This window comes from Bartonella senegalensis OS02, assembly GCF_000312545.1.
GTDB lineage: Bacteria > Pseudomonadota > Alphaproteobacteria > Rhizobiales > Rhizobiaceae > Bartonella > Bartonella senegalensis.
The window spans coordinates 208,514-230,176 of the sequence record NZ_HE997540.1; the positions used below are offsets into that span (position 1 = coordinate 208,514).

Genomic DNA, 21,663 nt, shown 5'->3' on the forward strand with positions numbered 1-21,663 from the left:
AAGGAATTCCTTTTGTAGGAAAAGCAGGAATGTTACTGAATAAAATTCTTGCATCAATTGGTTTAACAAGAAATAATGTTTACATAGCCAACACTATTCCTTGGCGCCCACCAGGAAATCGTACACCAACGCCAAGAGAAGTTGCATTATGCCGTCCTTTTATTGAACGGCACATTTATTTAGCTAATCCTCGTATTCTTATAGCACTGGGAGGGGTTGCTACACAGTTTCTTACGGGAACACAAAATGGAATTATCCGAACCCGAGGGAAATGGCACATCTATGAAAGCGAGAACAACATAAAAATACCTGTTATGCCAACCTTTCACCCTGCTTACCTTCTCCGGACGCCGAGTCAAAAAAAGCTTACGTGGCTAGACTTTCTAGAAGTAAAAAATCGCTTAGACAGCCTTTTATAATTCGTTCATTCTGCTTTACCTCAGTGCGTAAGCTTTCTCTCAATTTGTAACTCTTAAACACTCATAGGAAAAAATTATGCAACAATCAGCAGTCCCTATTTATCATCTGGAAGACTATCAGCAAACCCCTTACGCTATACCTAAAACAGAATTACACTTCCGTTTAGCACCAACAAAAACTTCTGTTACAGCAACATTGTTTCTTGAACCGCGTCACAATACAAAAGAATTAACACCTCTTGTGCTTTCTGGTGATGATCTTACATTAATTTCTGTTGCTCTTAATGGCGAGAGATTGTCTGAAGATGCTTATAAAGCCACTCCTTCACGTTTAGAAATTACCGCCCCACCAGCTGCTCCTTTTACATTGCAATTGGTTACGGAAATAAATCCTGAAAGCAATAGCCAACTCATGGGGCTTTATCTTTCAAATGGTGTTTATTGTACACAATGTGAAGCAGAAGGGTTTCGCCGTATTACTTATTTTTATGACCGCCCAGATGTTCTTTCAACCTATACGGTAAAAATTGAAGCGGATTCTCAAACAATCCCCATCTTACTTTCCAATGGCAATCTCATTGAAACAGGAACTCTTGAAGATAATTACCATTTTGCCATTTGGGAAGATCCTTATCCCAAACCATCCTATCTCTTTGCTCTCGTTGGTGGTGATCTGGATAAATTAGAAGACCATTTTACCACTATATCTGGTCGACGTATCAAACTGGCTATCTATGTGGAAAAAGGAAAGGCCAAACGTGCAACCTATGCAATGGATGCCCTTAAACGTTCGATGCGTTGGGATGAACACTGTTTTGGGCGCGAATACGACCTTGATGTTTTCAATATTGTTGCTGTTTCTGACTTTAACATGGGTGCAATGGAAAACAAAGGGCTTAACATTTTTAATGATAAATATGTTCTTGCAGATCCTGAAACAGCAACCGATCATGATTATAGAAATATCGAACGGATCATTGCGCATGAATATTTCCATAATTGGACTGGTAATCGTATTACTTGCCGTGATTGGTTTCAACTCTGTTTAAAAGAAGGCTTAACGGTTTATCGTGATCAAGAATTTTCCTCAGATCAAAATGTACGCAGCTTACAGAGAATTAACACTATAAAAACACTGAAAGCTACGCAATTTACTGAAGATTCTGGTCCCCTTGCTCATCCTGTACGTCCCCATCAATATAGCCAAATCAACAACTTTTACACCGCAACCGTTTATGAAAAAGGTGCAGAAGTTGTTCGCATGGTGCACACTCTTTTAGGCCCTACTCTCTTTTGTAAAGGGATGGATCTCTATTTTCAACGTCATGATGGACAAGCTTGTACAATTGAAGATTTTATCGCCTGTTTTGCTGAAGTCTCTGGACGAAATTTCTCACAATTTATGCTGTGGTATGAACAGGCTGGCACACCCACTGTAGAAATCGATAGCCATTATAGTAATGGTGTTCTTACGATTCATGCAAAACAACATATTCCAGCAACCCCTCAACAGAATACAAAAAAGCCTATGCTGATCCCTATTGCATTTGGTTTGTTAGGGCATAACGGGAAATCTTTAACTTATGAAGCCGATACAGATATTCAATCAGATGTTATGCTTCTCTCCCAAGAAAATCAAACATTCACCTTAAGAGGACTGAGCGAAAAACCTGTCTTATCACTGCTTAGAGACTTCTCTGCGCCTATCAATCTACAAACTCCATTTAATGAAAGTGAACTCATCTTTCTTGCACAAAATGACAGTAATCAACTCAATCGTTGGCAGTCACTTAACCATTTGATGACGCAAGCTCTCATTCAAGCCATTCAGGAGAAAAAGCCCGCAAAAGAGGATATGCCCTCTGCTTTGCTAAAATTAATTGAAAATATTCTTACAGATGAAAATCTTGAACCAGAGTTTCGTGCATTTTGTTTAAGTTTACCAAGCGAAATTGAACTTGCTCATATAATTGGTAACAATGTCGATCCAGAGCGTGTTCACTCTGTGCGCAATCAGTTTTTAGCTTCACTTGCACGTATACATGAAGAGCTCTTCACAAAAGTTTATGGACAAATGCAAACCAACGAGCCCTATTCACCAAACACCGTGCAAGCTGGAAAACGAGCATTACGGAATACTCTGCTAGACTATCTTTCCATCGCTGAAGCACACCCCAATCGTGCTGCTATACAATATGCAACAGCTGATAATATGACTGACCGTATGGCCAGTATAGCTATTTTAGTACAGCGCTTTCATGAAAGTGAGCAGGCGCAAAATGCCTTAAATGATTTTGAAAACCGATATCAGCATGACCCTTTGGTTATGGATAAATGGTTCTCGATTCAAGCAATGGTTGCGGGAGTATCAACACTTGATCATGTTCGAAAACTCATGCAGCATCCGCTTTTTTCACAAGATAATCCTAATCGTGTACGCGCCTTGATTGGTGTCTTTGCCTCTCATAATTTAACCGGATTTAATAGAGTTGATGGTGCATCTTATCATTTTCTCTGCCAAATCATTTTGGAAATTGACAAAAAAAATCCACAGCTCGCTTCATGGTTATTAACAAGGATGCGCTCTTGGCGACAATTAGAACCCATTCGGCAACAAAAACTTGAAACTGCATTAAAAACAATTGCAGCAGCACCTCAATTGTCAAGCGATGTGGCTGAGATCATCTCTCGTCTCCTCTCTTAAGAAAAAATATTTATAATCAGTATATTATAATATTATTTATAAAATAATATCAACGAACTCTTCGATCATATAGGCCTATAAATAGGTTATAAAATACTTGTTTATAGGTCATGTTAAAATTCCTTTCCCTTTCCATAATCCACATTCAATAATAGTAAAATACCTTTTTCTAAAAAAAGACTGGACAGAGGACTCATGTTTTGATTCACTGTAACCGATGGGGTTTACGATGAATATTGAAGCAGTTTTTACAATACATTATTCCATAATTAAAGGAACGAGAAATGGCTAAATTGGACGCATATAATGCGCCAACAGAGATGTATGCTGATTCAAAGTCGAGTGCTCAAAATCATAAAGCACAGACAAAGCGTATCAGTCTGCTTGTGGGCTCGACCTATCAAAAACTTCTTTTTACTGAACTTTTGTTGCGGCGTTCACTTCCATTTGTCATTATTATATTTCTCGTTGTATTGGCAGCAATTCGTTTTGTCTCAATTTATGATTTGCGCCATACGATAGATAAAAATACGTGCTCCACCCTTACTCTCTTAGCTTCTCATATCAGCAATACAATTGATCGTGACTTACTTGCCGCTACTGAGAAAAGAAAAATCGCTTCTCTTTCTCAAAATCATTTGCAAAATATCCTTAGCAATTTTGACAACCAAGGTCTGATCAAAACTGGCACTACTATCGCCATAGTCGATCAAAAAGGTAATGTGTTAGCATCCTCTAGTTCTGAAATAATTTTAGGAAAACCTCTACAGGATTTTACCTCTGAGAGCATTGCTTTACGCTCTCTTGGAAAACATGCTGGAATCATGAAAATCACAATAGGAAAAGATGCTCCTGCTCTCGCTTCATTCCACCAAACAGAAAATGGACAATATGGCGTTTTTGTCAGCGAAAAAACGCAACAGACCTATATGGAATGGCGCAAAATTTTCTCGTTAAATATGACCCTGTTCATAGGAACAAGTGGGGTTATTTTAGCTCTCCTCTGCGCTTATTATAATCAAATTGTACGAGCACGCAAAACAGATTCACTTTCAGAAAAAAATCAAAATCGCATTGATATGGCAATGATGCGTGGACGCTGTGGACTGTGGGATTGGAATATGGCAAGCGGGCGTGTTTACTGGTCACGAGCAATGTATGAAATGCTCGGATACATACCTCAAGATGCACTGCTCTCAATTTCCCAAATTACCGCTATTATCAACCCAAACGATGCTAATTTTTTTGATCTTGCGCAAGAATTAATGAGTGGTAAAAAAAAGCATATCGATATTAATGTCCCCATGCGTCATGCCGATGGTTATTATGTATGGATGCGCATTCGTGCTGAAGTAACGGATGAAGAAGAACCTCATTTGGTTGGTATTGCCTTTGATATTAGTGAACAGCGCCAACTTGCAGAAGAAACAGCACAAGCTGACCTTCGTATCCGTGATGCCATTGAAAATATTTCTGAATCTTTTGTATTATGGGATTCAGAAGGACGTTTAGTCATGTCCAACAGTAAATTTTGCGAATATGCCGCTATCCCTAAACAAGTTTTACAATCAGGAATTCAGCGTGCAACCGTTGAAGCCATGGCACGCCCTGCAATGAGTGAATATCCTCTCAAAGATGATGGTGCTGGCAACTTAACCAGTATTCGCCAAACTGCAGATGGTTGTTGGCTCAAAATTAATGAACGACGTACCCAAGATGGAGGGCTTGTCTGCATTGGTACAGATATTTCTGAACTGAAACAACAACAGGAAAAATTTGAAGACAGTGAAAGACGCCTTTTTTCTTTCATTCAAGAACTTAAACGTGCTCGAGGAAGTGCGCAACAACGTGCAACAGAAGTTGAAAAACTTAATAAAAGTTTGAAAGCAGAAAAAGAGCGCGCTGAAAGTGCTAACAAAGCTAAATCAGAATTTTTAGCCAATATGTCCCATGAATTGCGTACGCCACTTAACGCCATTCTTGGCTTTTCAGATATCATGTTGCAATCTACCTTTGGTCCTCTTGGTTCACAACGCTATAAAGAATATATGCATGATATTTATAATTCAGGAACCCACCTTCTCACTCTTATCAATGACATCCTTGATATGTCCAAAATCGAAGCTGGAAGATTTACTCTTGATTGTAAAAATATCGATCTTGAACCCATCATGAGTGAAGCAGTGCGAACGCTTACACCACAGGCTCAAGAAAAAAATATTTCTGTTACAACAAATATTGCTCCAGAATTGCATGCAGAAGTTGATGGCCGTGCTATGAAACAGATCTTCCTTAATCTTATCTCCAATGCTGTTAAATTCACACCTTCTGGCGGAAGTATTAATGTTTGCGCTTTCAAGAAAAAAAATAATCTTGTTTGTAGGATTAAAGATACAGGCGTTGGCATTCCCCAATCAGCAATCAAAAAACTTGGACAACCCTTTGAACAAGTAGAAAATCAACTCACCAAAACCCATACTGGCTCAGGTCTTGGATTAGCCATTTCGCGTTCCTTGCTAGAACTACACAAAGGGAAGCTTGAAATTATCTCTAAAGAAATGAAAGGCACAACTGTAACCATTACAATGCCCATTAAACAAAGTTAAATTTCTTCCTTTTGTTCCCGTTGTAGTAAAATCTTTTTCCGCCAGATACCCCAACGATATCCGGAGATAAAGCCGTCTTTGCGCACAACACGATGGCAAGGAATGAGTAAGGCTAGTTCATTACGTGCACATGCATTCGCAACTGCACGAAAAGCATTGGGCATACCAATGCGTTGTGCTAACGCTTCATAGGAAATTGTTTCACCACAGGGTACTTCACATAATACCGTCCAAACTTTCTTCTGAAAGACTGTACCTTTTATATCTAAGGCAAAATCATATTTCCTTACAAAGTGAGGACTTTCTATCATTGCTATAATATGTGCGACTTCTCTCTTAAATGTGCCATCATCATCCACTTGTTTGACATCGCTAAAACGCACCGTAAATTCCTGTAATAATTGTTCTGCAGTATCTGCCAATGCTATCTTACAAATCCCTTTGTGAGACTTTGCTACCAAAAGCACTCCTATTGAGACGTTTTTCAAACAAAATATTCTCTTTTGGGTAATGTTTAACATTTTGATTTTTTTTATATTTTTAAAAGATTTTGAACACCATAAATGAAATAAAGAAAGGAAGAAAATTTTCTTATGACCATCTTTGTCTCTCTCTACAAGATGATAAAAAAAATCACCTTGAAATCCATCTTCTTATCCATTGACTCAAAATCATACTTTAACTCTTTTCTAGAATAGAATGTGAAAATAACAATAAGAAGCTAAACTCTCTCTATACCTGTCCATTCATAACTCTATAGAAAACCAAATAATCATCAGCTTAAAGGCGTATCATTTTAATATAAAAGTACATAGTACACAAACTACTGCGCATAAAAGGATATCTCTCTTTAAAAAGAATACTTGATGATACAAACCTGAAAAAAGAAAAGCCTCATTCGAAAATGAGACTTTTTGACAATTTAATCTTACAAAAAATTAAAATTTATATGCTACACCAACGCGGAAATCATTCGTTTTGTAGCGCATTTCAATTTTTTCATCTGCGAATTTCTTCTTACCATAATCTGAATAACGGTATTCTGCACGTACAATAACATTATCAGTCATTGCAAAATCAACGCCCCCTCCAAGGGTATAACCAATCATTGTCTTTTTTTCATCATGCAAAAAATCAGAAATATCAGCCGCTTTTGCTGTTTTATTTGTTGTTTCGGTTTTGTCTGCTTCCTTTTCAAAGATATTTTGAAGCTGCGTATAAGCAACGCCTCCTGCAACATAAGGCATCATACGCTCCACAGCAAAACCAACTTTCACCCGTGTAGCACCAAACCATTTTTGTTTTAAAGTATGAGACACAGTTTCATACGTCGCCGCTGCAGAAGTTTCTTCTGTATCGCCTGAACTTTTCTGCAATTTTACTTCTGGCGTAACTGCTGGTGGAGTGATAGTCTTCGTATTCTTTTTACCAGACCACATTACATCTGTATCAATACCTATAATGAAACCATCATCGATATCAAAATTGGAACCTGCATAAATACCGCCTACAAAACCAGAAAGTTTAGGCAAAAGGTCCTTTTTAACAGGAGTCCATTTTCCTGTATTTCCATCTTTTAAATAACTTAAAGCTGTCTTACTTGAAAAATTACCAATTTGTCCACCAAGGTAAAATCCTGTCCAAGAAAAAGCAGGAACTGCAACCACAGGCACTGGTTGTTCTGGAACTATAACATCCGCTGCCTGAGCTATAGAAATTGAAATTAAAGAAAAAATAGATGTTGTGATTAAGTATTTTGTAGTCATAATTGCTCCCCTAAAAGCTAAAGTGACACATAATTGTAGATGGTTTCACATTTTTTTCAAAAAATCTGTAGCAAAAATAACACAGTTATAAAAAAAATAACTTTCTAGTTGAAAATTCCCCAAAAAATTCATAAATCGTGCTACTATTTGGATTCTTTATCTACTATTTGGATTCTTTATCTCAATTTCTTTTATAATTTCGTAGTTGCATGACATTACATAAATAATCGTAAGTTCATTTTTAAAAAAATGAAGTTTTTGAATGTAATCCGTAAAGCTTCTTACTCCATTTGCTTAATGTATTTCCGTTATGGAAGAAGTAAAAATATAGAGATACAAGCTTTGCAATATTTTGTCTCAATTCAGGTAATACAAATGCCAATTCTCACTCTTTTCTAAAAGAAATCTTCAGCCTCTCTCAGTACATGAAGATGTTCCACTTGAGAGAGTTTTACGACAGGCAATGCATTATTATAATATGCACTCAACCATAAAGGATGAAAAATACTCTCATCCCTTAAAAGGAAAAAAGTGCATTTTAATTTTATGAATGAATATAATATAAATCCGTAAATTAGCGTAAAAACCACTTCAATCAGCACAAAAAATTAACTGAAAATGGTTTTTGCTCTCTATTCCATTAAAGCAAATAACCAGAAAGTATAAAAAATCATGCATTGATTGGCGAAACTTCAGTGGAGAGCATGGACGTTTCATGTAAAAATCACACTCTCATTCATAGAATGACATCCGAAAGAATGTACTTCTCAAATTTAGACTAAACTTAATGATCCCATAATCGTAAAGTTTTTTTTCTATCGAACAAATAAACAGTGTTACCACTCGCGATCAAAAAACTTACAAAAAATTTCCAATAGAGACCTAAAAAAATAGAAAGCTCATATTTTATAAAAAATACTTTTCGCAGTAACTTGTTTATTTTACTGTTTTTTTTATGATTCATAGATATCTTTTTATATTATGTTTTTATAATCTATCATCCTATTTGGTTACATTTTATCCTTATAACCCCTATGCAATTTTCTCATAAAAACATCTTCAATATTTCATGACTTGTTTAAAAATTGAACATACTGATTGCCCCGTTTCCTCTATTAATTTTTCAACACGCTGTAAATCAGGTTCTCCAACACTGTTTAACAAAAGATCGCTTAATCCCGGTGGCATATCATTAAGATCAAGAGCATCATTTAAGCAAAGTCGTATAATTTGGCTTAAATTTGTGTAAATACCATAGGCACGATGTAGATCAGAAATAAATGACTGATGAAAAAAATTGCTTGGTAATTGAGTCAAAATATCTGCTGTCGTTGCTCCAATTTCAAACGCAATCATATGCGTAATAAGGGCAAATTGGGCAATAAACTCCAAATCCATGATGCCACCGGGTATCGTTTTCAAATCCCATCGATTCTCTGGCGGTTTTTCTTTTTCAATCAATAGACGCATTTCCCATATTGCTTTTGCTACATCCTTCTTGTTACGAGAAAAAGCAATAATCGCACAGACCTCCTTTTCTAACTTTTGTAAAAAATCGAGATCTCCTGCAATACCTCGTGCCCTTGTCAAAGCAAGATGTTCCCATATCCATGCTTCTCCACGATAATATTTCTTAAAAAATGGAAAAGAAACAGCAACGGGTCCTTTATTGCCTAATGGTCGCAATCTTAAATCAACGGCATAAAGAACACCTTGACTGGTAAGAGACGATAAAGCTGCAACCAAGTGCTGTGTCAAACGCGTATAATATTGGGGAATATAAAGCGGTTTTTTTCCATCAGATATTTCCGCATCCTCATCATGTTCATAAAGCAAAATAAGGTCAATATCCGAACCAGCAGTTAATTCACGGCTTCCAAGTTTCCCCACACCCAGTATGCCAAAACGCCCTCCTTTAACGCTACCGTGAAGATGCGAAAATTCCTCTTGAACTACAGCAAACGTTTTTGCGATCATAAGATCAGCAAGTGCCGTAAATGCAAAACCTGCTCTCTCACCAGTAATTGCACCATTCAAAATCCGAATACCAATCAAAAAACGTTGCTCATCAGCAAAAAGCCTTAAGTGGTTGAGAATTTCTTCATAAGAAGAAACACCTTCAAGAAAATATTCAAGCCGTTTTTCTAGATAAGCTTTTGTTGGCAATTCTGAAAAAATAGTTGGATCTAACATTCCATCAAAAACATGGGGTTTACGTGTAATAATTTCTGCAAGACGTGGAGCTGCACCCATGATAAGCACTAACATCTCCAACAGAGAAGGATTAGACTGCAAAAGACTAAAAAGCTGAATTCCTGAAGGCAACCCTTGTAAAAAACGATCAAAACACAACATGACTTCATCAGCTCGTTTTGTCGCGCCAAAAGCTTTCAAAAGTGCTGGAGTCAATTCTGTTAATCTCTCACGCGCTTCTGCAGATTGCGTTGCTTTATAACGCCCGCAATGAAGTGTGCGCATAATACGACAAATATCACTCGCTCTTTCAAAACCTAAACGGCTTAATGTTATTAATGTCTCTGGATCATCTTCTTCACCGGTAAAAACTAAATTGCCGATTTCCAAACCCAGTTCTTGTTCATTCTCAAACAATGCAGCATAATGTTTTTCGACAACCTGAAGCGTTTTTAATAAATCGCAGATAAAGCTGCTCGTGTCTTGATAGCCCATCAAATAGGCAACACTGGTAAATTGAGAAACATCATTTGGGAGAAGATGCGTTTGTTCATCCGAAAGCATTTGAATACGATGTTCTACATTGCGTAAAAAAGCATAACTTTTTACAAGGCTATCTCTCGTTTTCTCACTGATCCAACCCAGATTATGAAGTTCTGCTAACATTGCAACTGTCTGACGCCCACGCAATTGAGGAAAACGCCCACCAGCAATGAGTTGTTGTGTCTGGACAAAAAACTCAATCTCACGAATACCACCTCGTCCTAACTTTATATTATGACCATAAGCAGCAATTTGACCATAATTTTTATATGCATGGATTTGACGCTTGATCGAATGAATATCTGCAATTGCAGCATAATCTAAATATTTCCGCCACATATAAGGAAAAAGCTCTTTGAGAAAGTGAAAGCCTGCCCTTTTATCACCTGCAACTGGGCGTGCCTTAATCATAGCTGCCCGCTCCCAATTTTGTCCACGCCCCTCGTAATAACGCAAGGCAGTTCTTACCGGTAAAGCTAAAGGTGTTGAACTTGGATCTGGTCGAAGTCGAAAATCAAGACGAAAAACATACCCTTCTGCAGTACGTTCTTGAATGATACGGATTAATCGACGTACCATTTTAGAGAAGAAATCAATATTCTCAGAAAGATTACCAATATGAGGTGACATTTCATCAATAAAAACAATAAGATCAATATCAGAAGAATAATTAAGTTCTCCTGCCCCCAATTTTCCCATCCCCAGAATGATTAAACCACAGTCTTTTTCTGGATCTTCACGGCTCAATAAATTTATTTTACCATGATCATGTGCTTCTCTTAAAAGAAAACGGAGTGCCACACCTAATGCAGCTTCTCCCAAACGGGTCAACCAAGCACATGAAATTTCGTAAGTAAAAATACCACCCAAATCAGCTAAAGCAATGAGAATATGCGCTTCTCGTTTTTTGCGTCTTAAAGCCGTCATTAATGCATTTTCACGTATCGATTCACTTTTATCAATAAGCGCAATATCCTCTATAATTTCGCTCAATCTTGTTTCTATATCAACATGTAATAAGGGACTGAGATACGAGGGATTGGCAATCAAAGCTTCACGCAAAAAAGGCGATAAGGTCATAACTGCGCTTAGAAAATTAATCTGTTTTCCTTGATTTGAAAGAGAGAAAACAAGCGACTTTAAATTTTCTTTCCTCGCTTGTTCTTCAAGATCTTTTAACCATTGAGAACCACTTTCATCGAGAGGGCGTAAAGAAAGAAACTGTGTTTTTAAAAAAGCATTTTTCATTCGCACTGCCTAAAAAGCATTTAACCTTTCTTTCTTCTGCCTTATACTTAAAAAAGCTATTCTGTGTAAAAATAGAACGGTTAAGTAAAATACTTTAAGGAAATAATAAAACAGCTCTAAGCCCTGGATTAGCGTCTTCAAGTAAAAGTTCACCTCCATGAAGTTTCATAACAGCTTTTGCTATACTTAAACCAATACCAAAACCGGGTCGTGTTCGGCTTTCTTCAAGACGAAAAAAGCGCTCTGTTACTTTTTCACGTTTATCCGCTGCAATTCCCGGACCATTATCGCTAACGACAACTAACAAATGTTCACCACGATATTCCATCGATAAGCAAACTTTCGCCTTCCTTCCATCTTTAGATGCATATTTAATCGCATTATCGATAAGATTAAAAATCGATTGCGCAACAAGCTCACGATTTAATTTCAGCTCTTTATCAAAGATATCCCCTAACCGAAGTAAAACACCGGACTCTTCAGCAAAAGGTTCGTAAATTTCAATAGCATCTTCAAGGATCAGTTTCATATTCATAGTTTCAAGATGCTCAATTGTACTACTCGCCTCAATGCGTGAAATCATTAAAATAGCATTAAAAGTACGAATGAGTTGATCTGATTCAGCAATGATACCCTCAAGTGCTTGACTATATTCAAGCTTTGTCTTTTGCCCCGAAAGGGCTGCTTCAGCACGATTTCTAAGACGCGTGAGCGGTGTTTTTAAATCATGAGCAATATTATCAGACACTTGACGCAAACCAATATTTAATTCTTCAATGCGGTCTAACATAACGTTCAGATTAGCCGATAACCTATCAAACTCATCCCCTACCCCAGAAACAGGTAAACGCCCACTGAAATCCCCCTCCATCAAGCGCTGTGATGCAGCCGTTACATGATCAATTCTCTGCAATGCCCGCCTACCAACAAAAAACCATATGAGTAAAGCCCCTCCAACCATTGCTGCAAGAGCAATCATGACTGCTTTACGAATAACCGCCACAAAACGTTCTGGTTCATCTAAATCTCGCCCCACAAGAATTTTCATAGCATTGGGCAAATCAACAATAATTGCTAAAGCACGATGTTCACCTGTTTTGCCATGTTCTCCAAAACGTGAATATAAAAAAGAATTGGCAATAAAGCCATTACGATTCAAAAGGCCTAATTCAATACGTGCAACATTGCCTGCTAAAATACGCCCCATAGGATCAGCAACAAGATACAGAAAAGCTCCTGGTTGACGCGAACGATAATCAATAGTGCGTATTAATAAAGGGAGCCCACCATAGTTATAAGCGTTTTCGATACGTCTTAATTCTTCACGCAAAGCCTGTTCAGTTTGCTCGGTTAACAATGAAACAGAAAATGCCATTATATAAATAGAAAGACCTGTTGCAACTAACCCAAACAGTAAAATATAAAGTGCTGAAAGCCTTAGCGCAGTTGTGCGCATCATATTAAGTAAACGATTCATATTTTGTTATCTGGTGCCTTCAGCATATATCCTGCTCCACGTATGGTATAGAGAAGTGGAACATCAAAATCTTTTTCAATTTTTGCTCTTAAACGAGATATATGAACGTCTATGACATTTGTTTGTGGATCAAAATGATAATCCCAAACATTTTCTAAAAGCATGGTACGGGTGACAACCTGCCCAGCATATCGCATCAAATATTCAAGTAAACGAAACTCTCGTGGCTGTAACATAATATTTCTCTCACCTCGTTTTACTGTATGTGCGAGCCGATCTAGCTCAAGATTGCCTACGCAATAAACCGTTTCTGCCTCTTTAGGATTTTTCCGCCGTTGCAACACTTCAACACGGGCAAGAAGTTCAGAAAAAGCATAAGGCTTTGTCAAATAATCATCACCTCCTGCACGCAATCCCATCACACGATCATTCACTTGTCCTAAAGCTGAAAGGATGAGAGCTGGTGTTTCATTGCCTTTAGCACGCAATTCAGCAATAATAGAAAGACCATCACGATGCAAAAGCATCCGATCAACAACCATAACATCATAATTCCCCGTTTCAGCTAGAGCATATCCCGTCTCACCGTCATACGCAACATCAACCGAATGTCCTGCCTCCCCAAAAGCTTTTTCGAGATAACGCCCCGTTTCATGATCATCTTCGATAACGAGTATCTTCATAAAACGCATCTCCGTTATTTGATTAAACAGCGTTGTAGGACAAAAGTGTACAAAACTTTTGTCCTACCATTCATTAGGTATTATTTTTTTAAAATAGGAAGAGCAACAAAACGATTTTGCTCATTGGTTCGCACTTGAAGAAGTATGGCCTTCCGTCCTAACTTTTGAGCATTTTTGATTGTATCCGTAATATCAGAGACCTTTTTAACAGATTTATTATTCACTGTCACAATCACATCACCAGGACGTATTCCTTTATCTGCGGCATCGGAATCTGGATCTACATCCGTTACAACCAATCCTACACCATCATCAGAAGGAGCAACAATCAAACCATAATCGTCCAATGTTTCATCTGAATTCTTGTTCTCATTCGGATATTTCGAGCCATCCTTCATACTTTCATCTTCAGGCATCGAATCAAGTTTCACCTTAATATTCTCTTCCTTCCCAGATTTCCAAACACCTAAGGTTACTGTTTCTCCAGGGCTCATATTGGCAATACGCTTTGCTAGATCACGGACATCATTAATCTTTTCACCATTCACTGAAATAATAACATCACCTGCCTTGATACCCGCTTTTGCCGCTGGTCCCTTTAATGGATCAGTAATTAAAGCACCTTTAGCTTCCTTCAAACCAATTGAATCAGAAATTTCTTTCGTTACAGGTTGAATTTGAACCCCAAGCCAACCACGCTGAACTAAACCTTTTTCAATAAGTTGTTGCACAACCTGTTTTGCTGTTGCTGCCGGAATAGCGAAAGCAATCCCAACATTTCCGCCAGAAGGAGAAAAAATTGCTGTATTCACTCCAACAACCTTTCCATTGAGATCAAAAGTTGGACCTCCAGAATTTCCTCGATTCACAGCGGCATCAATCTGAATAAAATCATCATAAACACCAGTGCCGATATCACGCCCACGTGCTGAAACAATACCTGCTGTTACAGTTCCACCAAGACCAAATGGATTACCAATAGCAACAACCCAATCACCAACGCGAAGCTTTGTATCATCACCAAAATCAACATAAGAAAATTTTCTTTTTTCATTGACTTTTAAGACTGCAAGATCGGTTCGTGGATCTGTTCCAATGAGTTTCGCATTCAATTCCGTGCCATCATCAAGAACAACAGTGTAGCTTGTACCATCAGAAATCACATGATTATTGGTCACAATATAACCATCAGACGAGATAAAAAAGCCCGATCCAAAAGCTATAGGACGCAGTCTATGCGAATGTTGAAAAGATTTGTTGTTAGGCTTATCACGATTATAAAATTCTTGAAAAAACTTTTTCAAGGGATGTTGATCTGGTAATTGGTCAAAGCCTGGAGTACTAAAAAAGTCACTAAAGAACCACTCTTTTTTCTTTTTATTGCTCTTCACCTGCACTGAAACAACAGCAGGCTTCACTTGAGAAACAATATCTGCAAATCCCTGTTGTTGTATTAAGGAAGTAAATACAGAATTTGCATGCGCTTTTGTCGTCCACAAGCTTGATCCACATCCACTGAAAAACAGTGCAGATTCTAAAGCAGCAGAAAAACTTACTGCAGCTAATGTTGTGAAGAATTTCTTTTTAACCATTTGGTACATGCTCCTATTTAATCATATTGTTATCCCAATCCTGTCTGGCTCTTTATAAAATAACAGACCTTACCGTTTTCTGTCTAAATTGTTAAAGTTTTGTAAGGTTTAAAGACATAAATAACGCATCATGATGAAAAAAAGCTGATCTCAACTGAAATGACCCTATTTTTTCCTTTCACATCTGTGTTAACAAAAAGGTATTTTTGACTGTTTTTCTTTATCAGCGTTTAAAGTAATGCCTTTTTCGCGCATGGACCGTCTTATTCGGAAAAATATGGTGTTTGTACCAATGAGGATAATTATCAAAGGCGATAACCATAAAAACCAAGTCGTTTTATTAAATGACGGCTTTAAGAGGATAAATTCACCATATCGCTCAACAAGAAAATCAATAATCTGCTGATCACTCTTACCCATTTTTAAATGTTCACGGATTAAAAGCCGTAAATCGCGCGCTAATGCAGCATCTGAATCATCAATTGATTGATTTTGACAAACTGGGCAACGTAAATGTGATGAAATATGACGCGCACGCGCTTCAAGAACTGTATCCTTTAAAACTTCATCTGGCTCGACTGCTCTTACTAATGATTGAGAAAAAACAGTAATAAAAAAAAGCAAAGTGCAAAATAGTTTTTTTTTCATCTTAATGCCTTTTTAGAAACTTTAAAGCGAGAAACTTTCCTTTGATGCCCCACAATGCGGAACCAATAACCAAAAAGAGAAAAACATCCCCCCATAGCCATCATCAAGGCCCCTAACCAAACACATATTATGTAAGGCTTCCACCATATATGTAAAACAAGTCCTCGTTCATCTATTCGTCCTGGAACAATATAGAGTTGAGATAAACCATGATTTTGAAGACCAACTTCCGTTGTCGGCGTATTTTGACTTGGATAGAAACGCTTTGATGCTTTTACATTCCCAATCCTGTTTTTATTTTCATATATTGTAAAATAAAACTCTATTGCCGAATAATTTGGACCAGCTTTATCACGCATTTCATTTAAATGAAGAGTTTTACCCGCTATCGTTACCCTATCTCCTTTATGCATGATGAGAATACGCTCTTGCCCAAAAGTTGCTACATAAATAATACCAAATAATGTAACACTTAACCCCATATGCGCTATTGTTGCCCCAAAAACAGACCATGGTAATCTAATAAATCTCTTAACCCGCACTAGCAAAGTTATCTTATGATCTCCGCTCTTTGCCCAAAGATCAGCTAAACTGCCTAAAAACACAAAAGTTGAAAGTCCAATTCCTAGAACAACAAAAATATCACGCAAAGAAGCGACATAAAATGTAATGAAACAAACTATAGCGACTAATGCAAAAACAAACCACAGTCGTTCAAAAACCGCGAGCAAATCACCGCTTTTCCACGCTATCATTGATCCAAATGGAACCAAAAATAACAATAACATCATTAAAGGACCACAGGTAAGGTTAAAAAAATCCGCTCCTACAGAAATTTTTTGCCCTGTCAATACCTCAATAAAATAGGGATAGAGCGTACCAACCAAAATTGTCGCTGTGATTGTTGTGAGTAACAAATTATTTAAAACAATAAAACCTTCACGCGAAATTGGCTGAAAAAATCTTCCCGGTGTCAAAACAGGTACACGCAAGGCAAAAAGAAGCAATGCCCCTCCCGTGAAAAACAATAAAAGTGCAAGAATTGCTTGTCCTCGTGCTGGATCAACAACAAAACTATGAACTGACATTAAAAGACCAGAACGAACAAGAAAAGTTCCCATAAGAGAAAGAGAAAAAGTAAGAATGGACAAAAATAAAGTCCAATTTTTCAACGTTCCCCGTTTTTCAAGAACAAGAGCAGAATGTAAAAGAGCTGTTCCTGAAAGCCAAGGCATAAACGAAACATTTTCCACCGGATCCCAAAACCAATAACCACCCCATCCTAGCTCATAATAAGCCCAATAGGACCCCACCATAATACCCAACGTCAAAAAACACCAAGCAAGTAGAAGCCAAGGACGAATCCAATGTGCCCAAAGCCTATCGACATATCCCAGAATCAATGCCGCTACGGCAAAAGAAAAACAAAGTGAAAAACCAACATACCCTAAATAAAGAAGTGGTGGATGAATTGCTAATGCGATATCCTGCAAAAGAGGATTGAGATCTTTTCCCTGCAAGGCAGGCGGATTAACACGTAAAAAGGGATTGGATATAAAAAGAACAAATAAAAGAAAAGCGCTTGTCATCCAACTTTGGCATATTAAAACGAGTGCCTTAAACGGTTCTGGCAAATGCTGGCTGAACAACGCTACCAGTGTACTAAAAAAAGCAAGACTTAAAACCCATAACAACATAGATCCTTCATGATTTCCCCAAACACCAGTAATTTTATACAGCATGGGCTTTTCTGAATGAGAATTCTCAACCACATTCAAAACAGAAAAATCAGAAACAATATAGGCATGAACAATAATCAAAAAAGATAAGCATAATAATGTAAAAGTAATATATGTTAAGGAAACGGCTGTTTGCATTAATGAACGCTCACCCCGCAAAAAACCTAAAGCAGGTAAAAAAGCCCCTAATAAACTTACTGCAAAGGCTGCTGATAAAAAAAGATGCCCCAGTTCAACAAGCACAATCGAATTATTTCTCCACTTTGTGATGTTTATTCAAACGATCAGCTGTTTCTTGAGACATATAAGTCTCATCATGTTTTGCTAAAATACGCGTACCTATAAAAAAACCCTGTTTATCAAAATATCCTTCTACGATAACACCCTGCCCCTCACGAAAAAGATCGGGTAAAGCACCACTGAAAATCACTTTTTCATGTTTTACGTTATCCGTCACGAAGAAAACAATCCCCCTCTCTCCAAAATATTCAACAGTCCCCTTTTCAACAAAACCACCTAAACGCAAAGGATGCCCCATTAGAATATCTTCTTTTGTAACTTCAGATGGCATGCGAAAAAAGCTTACGGTATTACGCAATGCATACATAATAAGACTTGTTGCAATCGCTATAATCAAGCAACACAATAAAACCAACAGCAATCGCTTTTTTTTTCGTTGCTTTAAAATGACTCTCAATGAAGGAGAGTTATGGAATGATTGACTGTTCATAGGCTATCTTAGAAAATTCTTTTATTCATGCGGTATATCAATATTCCTTATCCCCATGTCTTATCTTTTAAAGACAGCTTGGCATATTTTTTCATATGGGCGCAACTTTTTATCAATATCTTTAATATTCTCAGATATCCCCTCTAATTTAAGTTTCTAAACTGGCTACAGTCGATTTTTCTTAAGATTCTAATCAGATGCAGCACGTAACTGAATAATCATAGCTTCAATACGTGATCTTCCTTTAAAATCCTCAGGCATTGTCTCAAGAAAATTTTGTAAAAACTGTACTGCCTGTACAGATTTCCCAGCTTGATGAAGCGCTTCAGCGAGTAATAAACGAGGATAAAAATCATTTGGCGCTAAATCTGCTGCTTTTTGAAAAACATTTTGTGCTTCTTGCATAATTATTCCGCCTTCATAACCAATCAATGCCAATCCATATCCTAAAAGCCTTGGAGCCGTTTCTCCATTTAAGCGAAGTGCCTCTAAATAAATGTTTACAGCATCCTGAAAATAGCCCTCCTCGAGATATCCTACTGCTAATGCGTCTGCCAGCTTGCCATCATGGGGTAAACGGAGAAAAAGGACTTGTAGACGAACAAGCTGTTCGTGTTTATTCAAGGTCTTTGGATCTTTCTCCATAAGTTCGCTAAAAAAATAACTTTTAACCTCTGGATTGCCTGTAAAACCGTAAATGCTCCAAGTTATAAAAAGAACAAATAAAATACTCAAAATATTAAGAACATATCTCTTTTTATCATGTGTATAAGACCTGTTAAACCCAACCGAATATATATGGTTTCTCTCACTCTTAATATCTTGAGCTCTCAATTCTTTTTTTGTTTCATAGTGATTTAGCGAAAGAAAAAGTATACTTGCCAGAAAAGTGAGAAAAACTGCCGATAAGATTAGTAAGAGCATATCATTTTGCTACCAATATAAAAATCAAAAAGTAGAACCAATTTATCTTCCTCCCTTCATTGATGAAAATACTGAGAGAAAAGCAATTTTCATCTGTAATATGGTAAAGTTTATCATCACTTTTTCCAATACGCATAAAAGCAATAAAAATAAAATTTTATTTCTCAAATCTGATTACCAACAGATGTTAATCTTCAACATTCTGAAATGATTTCCTGTTTTGCGCACTCCATGCAAAAATATTGCATCACTCTTATAAATTCTAATAAAGATGTTCTATAGAGAGAAATATCTATTACCTTCTTGGTAATAAAACTTTTGCATATAAACCTCCCAAATCAGAACGCGATAAGAAAAGGCGTCCGCCATATTCGCTAACCATATCAGAAACGATCGCTAATCCTAAACCTGTTCCCGGCTTACTTTTATCAAATCGACGCCCCCTTTTTAAAGCTTCATCAGTTTGTTCTTCTGTTAAACCAGCACCATCATCTTCTACGAGAAGGCTAAAGAATTTTGCTTCTTCAATATTTTTTTCTAAATGACAAGAGATCAGAACCTTTGTGCGTGACCATTGGGCAGCATTTTCAATTAAACTCCCTACAACTTCCTCTAAATCTTCCCTTTCACCAGAAAAAATAATATCACTGACATCCATGACAAAACGAAACTGTTTCTCAGGATTAAGCTTTTCCATGACCTGTACCAAACGATTAACGACTTTGCGAACAGACGTGTGATAAATCACACTATCGCGTTGTGCGGCAATGCGCGCACGTTGTGTATAATGATTTATTTGGTCCTGCATTACTTTAGTCTGCTCTTTCAATAAAATCGCTTGTTCTCCATACATTTTATCAGCCTCATTCATAATAACTGATAAAGGAGTCTTCAAGGAATGCGCAAGATTACCAACCTGTGTACGACACCGTTCAATAACACGTTGATTATTATGAATGAGAGCATTCATCTCTTGTGCTAGCGGCAAAACTTCGCTTACTAAATCTGTATTAACATAATTAACTCTCCCTTCGCGAATATCATTCAACGCTTGTCGAATAAGCTTCAACGGTTGAAAACTAAAGAGAATAAGAGCAATGTTTACAAGAACACTGCCTATACCAAAACTCCAAAGAAAAATTTGTAAAGTCCTTTTAAATTCATGCACTTGTGCATGTGCCTCATCAATATTCCCAATGAGACGAAAACGTGCAATATGGTCCTGATTATCAAGAACAACATCGCTCTCAATCACTTGTAAATTCTGATCATTGATCCCTTTTATTTGATAAGAACGAAAAAATTTATTGTTAAAAAGTCTATCAGCATCACTGGGGGAAAGTATTTGCCTGCTTCCCAATGATGGAGATGTCAATCTTCCTTTTAGGTTAGGTGATACAGCAACAACTTCCCAATACCAACCCGATGTTGGGTCTGCATAACGAATATCGTTAATCCCTAAATTTCCTTTTAATTCACCCTCAGGTGACACAGTCACCATCGCAATAAGGCTGTAAAGATGAGCAGAAAGAATACGCTCTAAGTTTTGTTCACTTGAACGCTGATAAAATAAAATACTGACTGCAGAAATCAATGAAAGCGAAATAACAACCCATAATGTTGACAAGATCATAACGCGTAAACTGAGAGATCTACAGATGAGAAAAAATATCCCCTTAAGCCGCTCCTTGTTCTTTAGAACACTCATTGATCACCTGGCATTCTCACTCGATAGCCCATTCCACGAACAGTCTCAATTAAATCCACCCCAAGTTTTTTACGCAAACGTCCTACAAAAACTTCAACTGTATTCGAATCTTTGTCAAAATCTTGATCATAAAGATGTTCGGTAAGTTCCGTTCTTGAAACTATTCTATCGCAATGATGCATGAGATACGAAAGAAGTCTGAATTCATAGGATGTCAATTTAATCAATTGACCATCAACAAAAACGCGAGAAGTTTTTGTATCTAATAAAACTTTACCACAACATAAAGTGCTTGTTGCATGACCAGTAGAGCGACGAATTAACGCTCGTAACCGTGCCATCAATTCCTCTAAATGAAAAGGCTTCACAACATAATCATCTGCACCTGCATCAATGCCAAGCACCTTATCAGACCAGCGATCTCGAGCTGTGAGCATTAAAACAGGCATGAGATGACCTTCTTTGCGCCATCTTTCAACAACACAAATTCCATCTAGACGTGGCAAACCAATATCAAGTATCACAGCATCGTAAGACTCTGTGCTACCTAAAAAATAAGCCTCTTCACCATTGAAGGCACTATCCGAAACATATCCCGCATTTCTTACGGCTTCCGCTAATTGACGATTGAGGTTGCGATCATCTTCAACGATTAAAATACGCATCACACTCTCTGCCAAGAT

15 protein-coding genes are annotated in these 21,663 nt (G+C 37.4%); 3 read left to right on the forward strand and 12 right to left on the reverse strand.

The window, feature by feature from the left end; translation table 11 throughout:
- The 3 genes from BN200_RS00895 to BN200_RS00905 all read left to right on the forward strand — a co-directional run.
- A partial coding sequence (locus BN200_RS00895) for a uracil-DNA glycosylase (protein ID WP_019220519.1) occupies window positions 1-419 on the forward strand: 419 nt, incomplete at its 5' end.
- Window positions 420-495: 76 nt separating this feature from the next.
- On the forward strand, window positions 496-3,123 hold the full coding sequence (pepN, locus tag BN200_RS00900) for an aminopeptidase N (protein WP_019220520.1): 2,628 nt from the start codon (window positions 496-498) through the stop codon (window positions 3,121-3,123).
- 284 nt (window positions 3,124-3,407) lie between these two features.
- Window positions 3,408-5,729, forward strand: coding sequence for an ATP-binding protein (locus BN200_RS00905; RefSeq protein WP_019220521.1), 2,322 nt, complete (start codon window positions 3,408-3,410; stop codon window positions 5,727-5,729).
- On the opposite strand, the gene BN200_RS00910 is transcribed toward BN200_RS00905, so the two are convergent.
- The 12 genes from BN200_RS00910 to BN200_RS00970 all read right to left on the reverse strand — a co-directional run bounded on the left by BN200_RS00910 (window position 5,726) and on the right by BN200_RS00970 (window position 21,645).
- Window positions 5,726-6,250 carry a methylated-DNA--[protein]-cysteine S-methyltransferase gene (locus BN200_RS00910; protein ID WP_034988537.1) on the reverse strand — a complete coding sequence of 175 codons (525 nt, stop codon included), beginning with the start codon at window positions 6,248-6,250 and terminating at the stop codon, window positions 5,726-5,728. The two genes, BN200_RS00905 and BN200_RS00910, sit on opposite strands and share 4 nt — an antisense overlap.
- Window positions 6,251-6,667: 417 nt before the next feature.
- Entirely contained in the window at window positions 6,668-7,495 is an 828-nt protein-coding gene (locus BN200_RS00915) for an outer membrane protein (RefSeq protein ID WP_019220523.1), read from the reverse strand.
- A 1,059-nt stretch (window positions 7,496-8,554) separates the two neighbouring features.
- Window positions 8,555-11,479 (reverse strand): bifunctional [glutamine synthetase] adenylyltransferase/[glutamine synthetase]-adenylyl-L-tyrosine phosphorylase, encoded by a 2,925-nt coding sequence (locus tag BN200_RS00925; RefSeq protein WP_019220525.1) that lies wholly within the window; start codon window positions 11,477-11,479, stop codon window positions 8,555-8,557.
- A gap of 94 nt (window positions 11,480-11,573) precedes the next feature.
- The gene (locus tag BN200_RS00930) at window positions 11,574-12,956 is read right to left on the reverse strand and encodes a sensor histidine kinase (RefSeq protein ID WP_019220526.1); all 1,383 of its coding nucleotides are present in this window, start codon (window positions 12,954-12,956) and stop codon (window positions 11,574-11,576) included.
- Window positions 12,953-13,639, reverse strand: coding sequence for a response regulator transcription factor (locus tag BN200_RS00935; protein WP_019220527.1), 687 nt, complete (start codon window positions 13,637-13,639; stop codon window positions 12,953-12,955). The genes BN200_RS00930 and BN200_RS00935 overlap by 4 nt, the downstream gene beginning before the upstream one ends.
- An 80-nt stretch (window positions 13,640-13,719) precedes the next feature.
- A complete protein-coding gene (locus tag BN200_RS00940; RefSeq protein WP_019220528.1) occupies window positions 13,720-15,231 on the reverse strand; it encodes a Do family serine endopeptidase in 1,512 nt (503 codons plus the stop codon).
- A gap of 189 nt (window positions 15,232-15,420) precedes the next feature.
- Window positions 15,421-15,879: a cytochrome c-type biogenesis protein gene (locus BN200_RS00945; RefSeq protein WP_019220529.1), complete on the reverse strand. Its 459-nt coding sequence runs from the start codon at window positions 15,877-15,879 to the stop codon at window positions 15,421-15,423.
- Window positions 15,876-17,861 (reverse strand): heme lyase CcmF/NrfE family subunit, encoded by a 1,986-nt coding sequence (locus tag BN200_RS00950; protein WP_019220530.1) that lies wholly within the window; start codon window positions 17,859-17,861, stop codon window positions 15,876-15,878. The genes BN200_RS00945 and BN200_RS00950 overlap by 4 nt, the downstream gene beginning before the upstream one ends.
- A 7-nt stretch (window positions 17,862-17,868) precedes the next feature.
- Window positions 17,869-18,348 (reverse strand): cytochrome c maturation protein CcmE, encoded by a 480-nt coding sequence (gene ccmE / locus BN200_RS00955; protein WP_034988540.1) that lies wholly within the window; start codon window positions 18,346-18,348, stop codon window positions 17,869-17,871.
- 189 nt (window positions 18,349-18,537) lie between these two features.
- Complete coding sequence (locus BN200_RS00960; RefSeq protein ID WP_034988542.1) at window positions 18,538-19,272, reverse strand: tetratricopeptide repeat protein; 735 nt, start codon at window positions 19,270-19,272, stop codon at window positions 18,538-18,540.
- Window positions 19,273-19,567: 295 nt separating this feature from the next.
- Window positions 19,568-20,980 carry a sensor histidine kinase gene (locus tag BN200_RS00965; protein ID WP_019220534.1) on the reverse strand — a complete coding sequence of 471 codons (1,413 nt, stop codon included), beginning with the start codon at window positions 20,978-20,980 and terminating at the stop codon, window positions 19,568-19,570.
- Window positions 20,977-21,645: a response regulator transcription factor gene (locus BN200_RS00970; protein WP_019220535.1), complete on the reverse strand. Its 669-nt coding sequence runs from the start codon at window positions 21,643-21,645 to the stop codon at window positions 20,977-20,979. The genes BN200_RS00965 and BN200_RS00970 overlap by 4 nt, the downstream gene beginning before the upstream one ends.
- Between the last annotated feature and the right edge of the window lie 18 nt (window positions 21,646-21,663).

Bases quoted from the DNA above. Each gene is read 5' to 3' on its own strand.
- BN200_RS00930 (WP_019220526.1), bottom strand. From the start codon at position 12,956: ATGAATCGTTTACTTAATATGATGCGCACAACTGCGCTAAGGCTTTCA.
- BN200_RS00965 (WP_019220534.1), bottom strand. From the start codon at position 20,980: ATGAGTGTTCTAAAGAACAAGGAGCGGCTTAAGGGGATATTTTTTCTC.
- BN200_RS00945 (WP_019220529.1), bottom strand. From the start codon at position 15,879: ATGAAAAAAAAACTATTTTGCACTTTGCTTTTTTTTATTACTGTTTTT.
- pepN (WP_019220520.1), top strand. From the start codon at position 496: ATGCAACAATCAGCAGTCCCTATTTATCATCTGGAAGACTATCAGCAA.
- BN200_RS00940 (WP_019220528.1), bottom strand. From the start codon at position 15,231: ATGGTTAAAAAGAAATTCTTCACAACATTAGCTGCAGTAAGTTTTTCT.
- BN200_RS00910 (WP_034988537.1), bottom strand. From the start codon at position 6,250: ATGTTAAACATTACCCAAAAGAGAATATTTTGTTTGAAAAACGTCTCA.
- BN200_RS00925 (WP_019220525.1), bottom strand. From the start codon at position 11,479: ATGAAAAATGCTTTTTTAAAAACACAGTTTCTTTCTTTACGCCCTCTC.
- BN200_RS00915 (WP_019220523.1), bottom strand. From the start codon at position 7,495: ATGACTACAAAATACTTAATCACAACATCTATTTTTTCTTTAATTTCA.
- BN200_RS00960 (WP_034988542.1), bottom strand. From the start codon at position 19,272: ATGCTCTTACTAATCTTATCGGCAGTTTTTCTCACTTTTCTGGCAAGT.
- BN200_RS00935 (WP_019220527.1), bottom strand. From the start codon at position 13,639: ATGAAGATACTCGTTATCGAAGATGATCATGAAACGGGGCGTTATCTC.
- BN200_RS00970 (WP_019220535.1), bottom strand. From the start codon at position 21,645: ATGCGTATTTTAATCGTTGAAGATGATCGCAACCTCAATCGTCAATTA.
- BN200_RS00905 (WP_019220521.1), top strand. From the start codon at position 3,408: ATGGCTAAATTGGACGCATATAATGCGCCAACAGAGATGTATGCTGAT.
- ccmE (WP_034988540.1), bottom strand. From the start codon at position 18,348: ATGAACAGTCAATCATTCCATAACTCTCCTTCATTGAGAGTCATTTTA.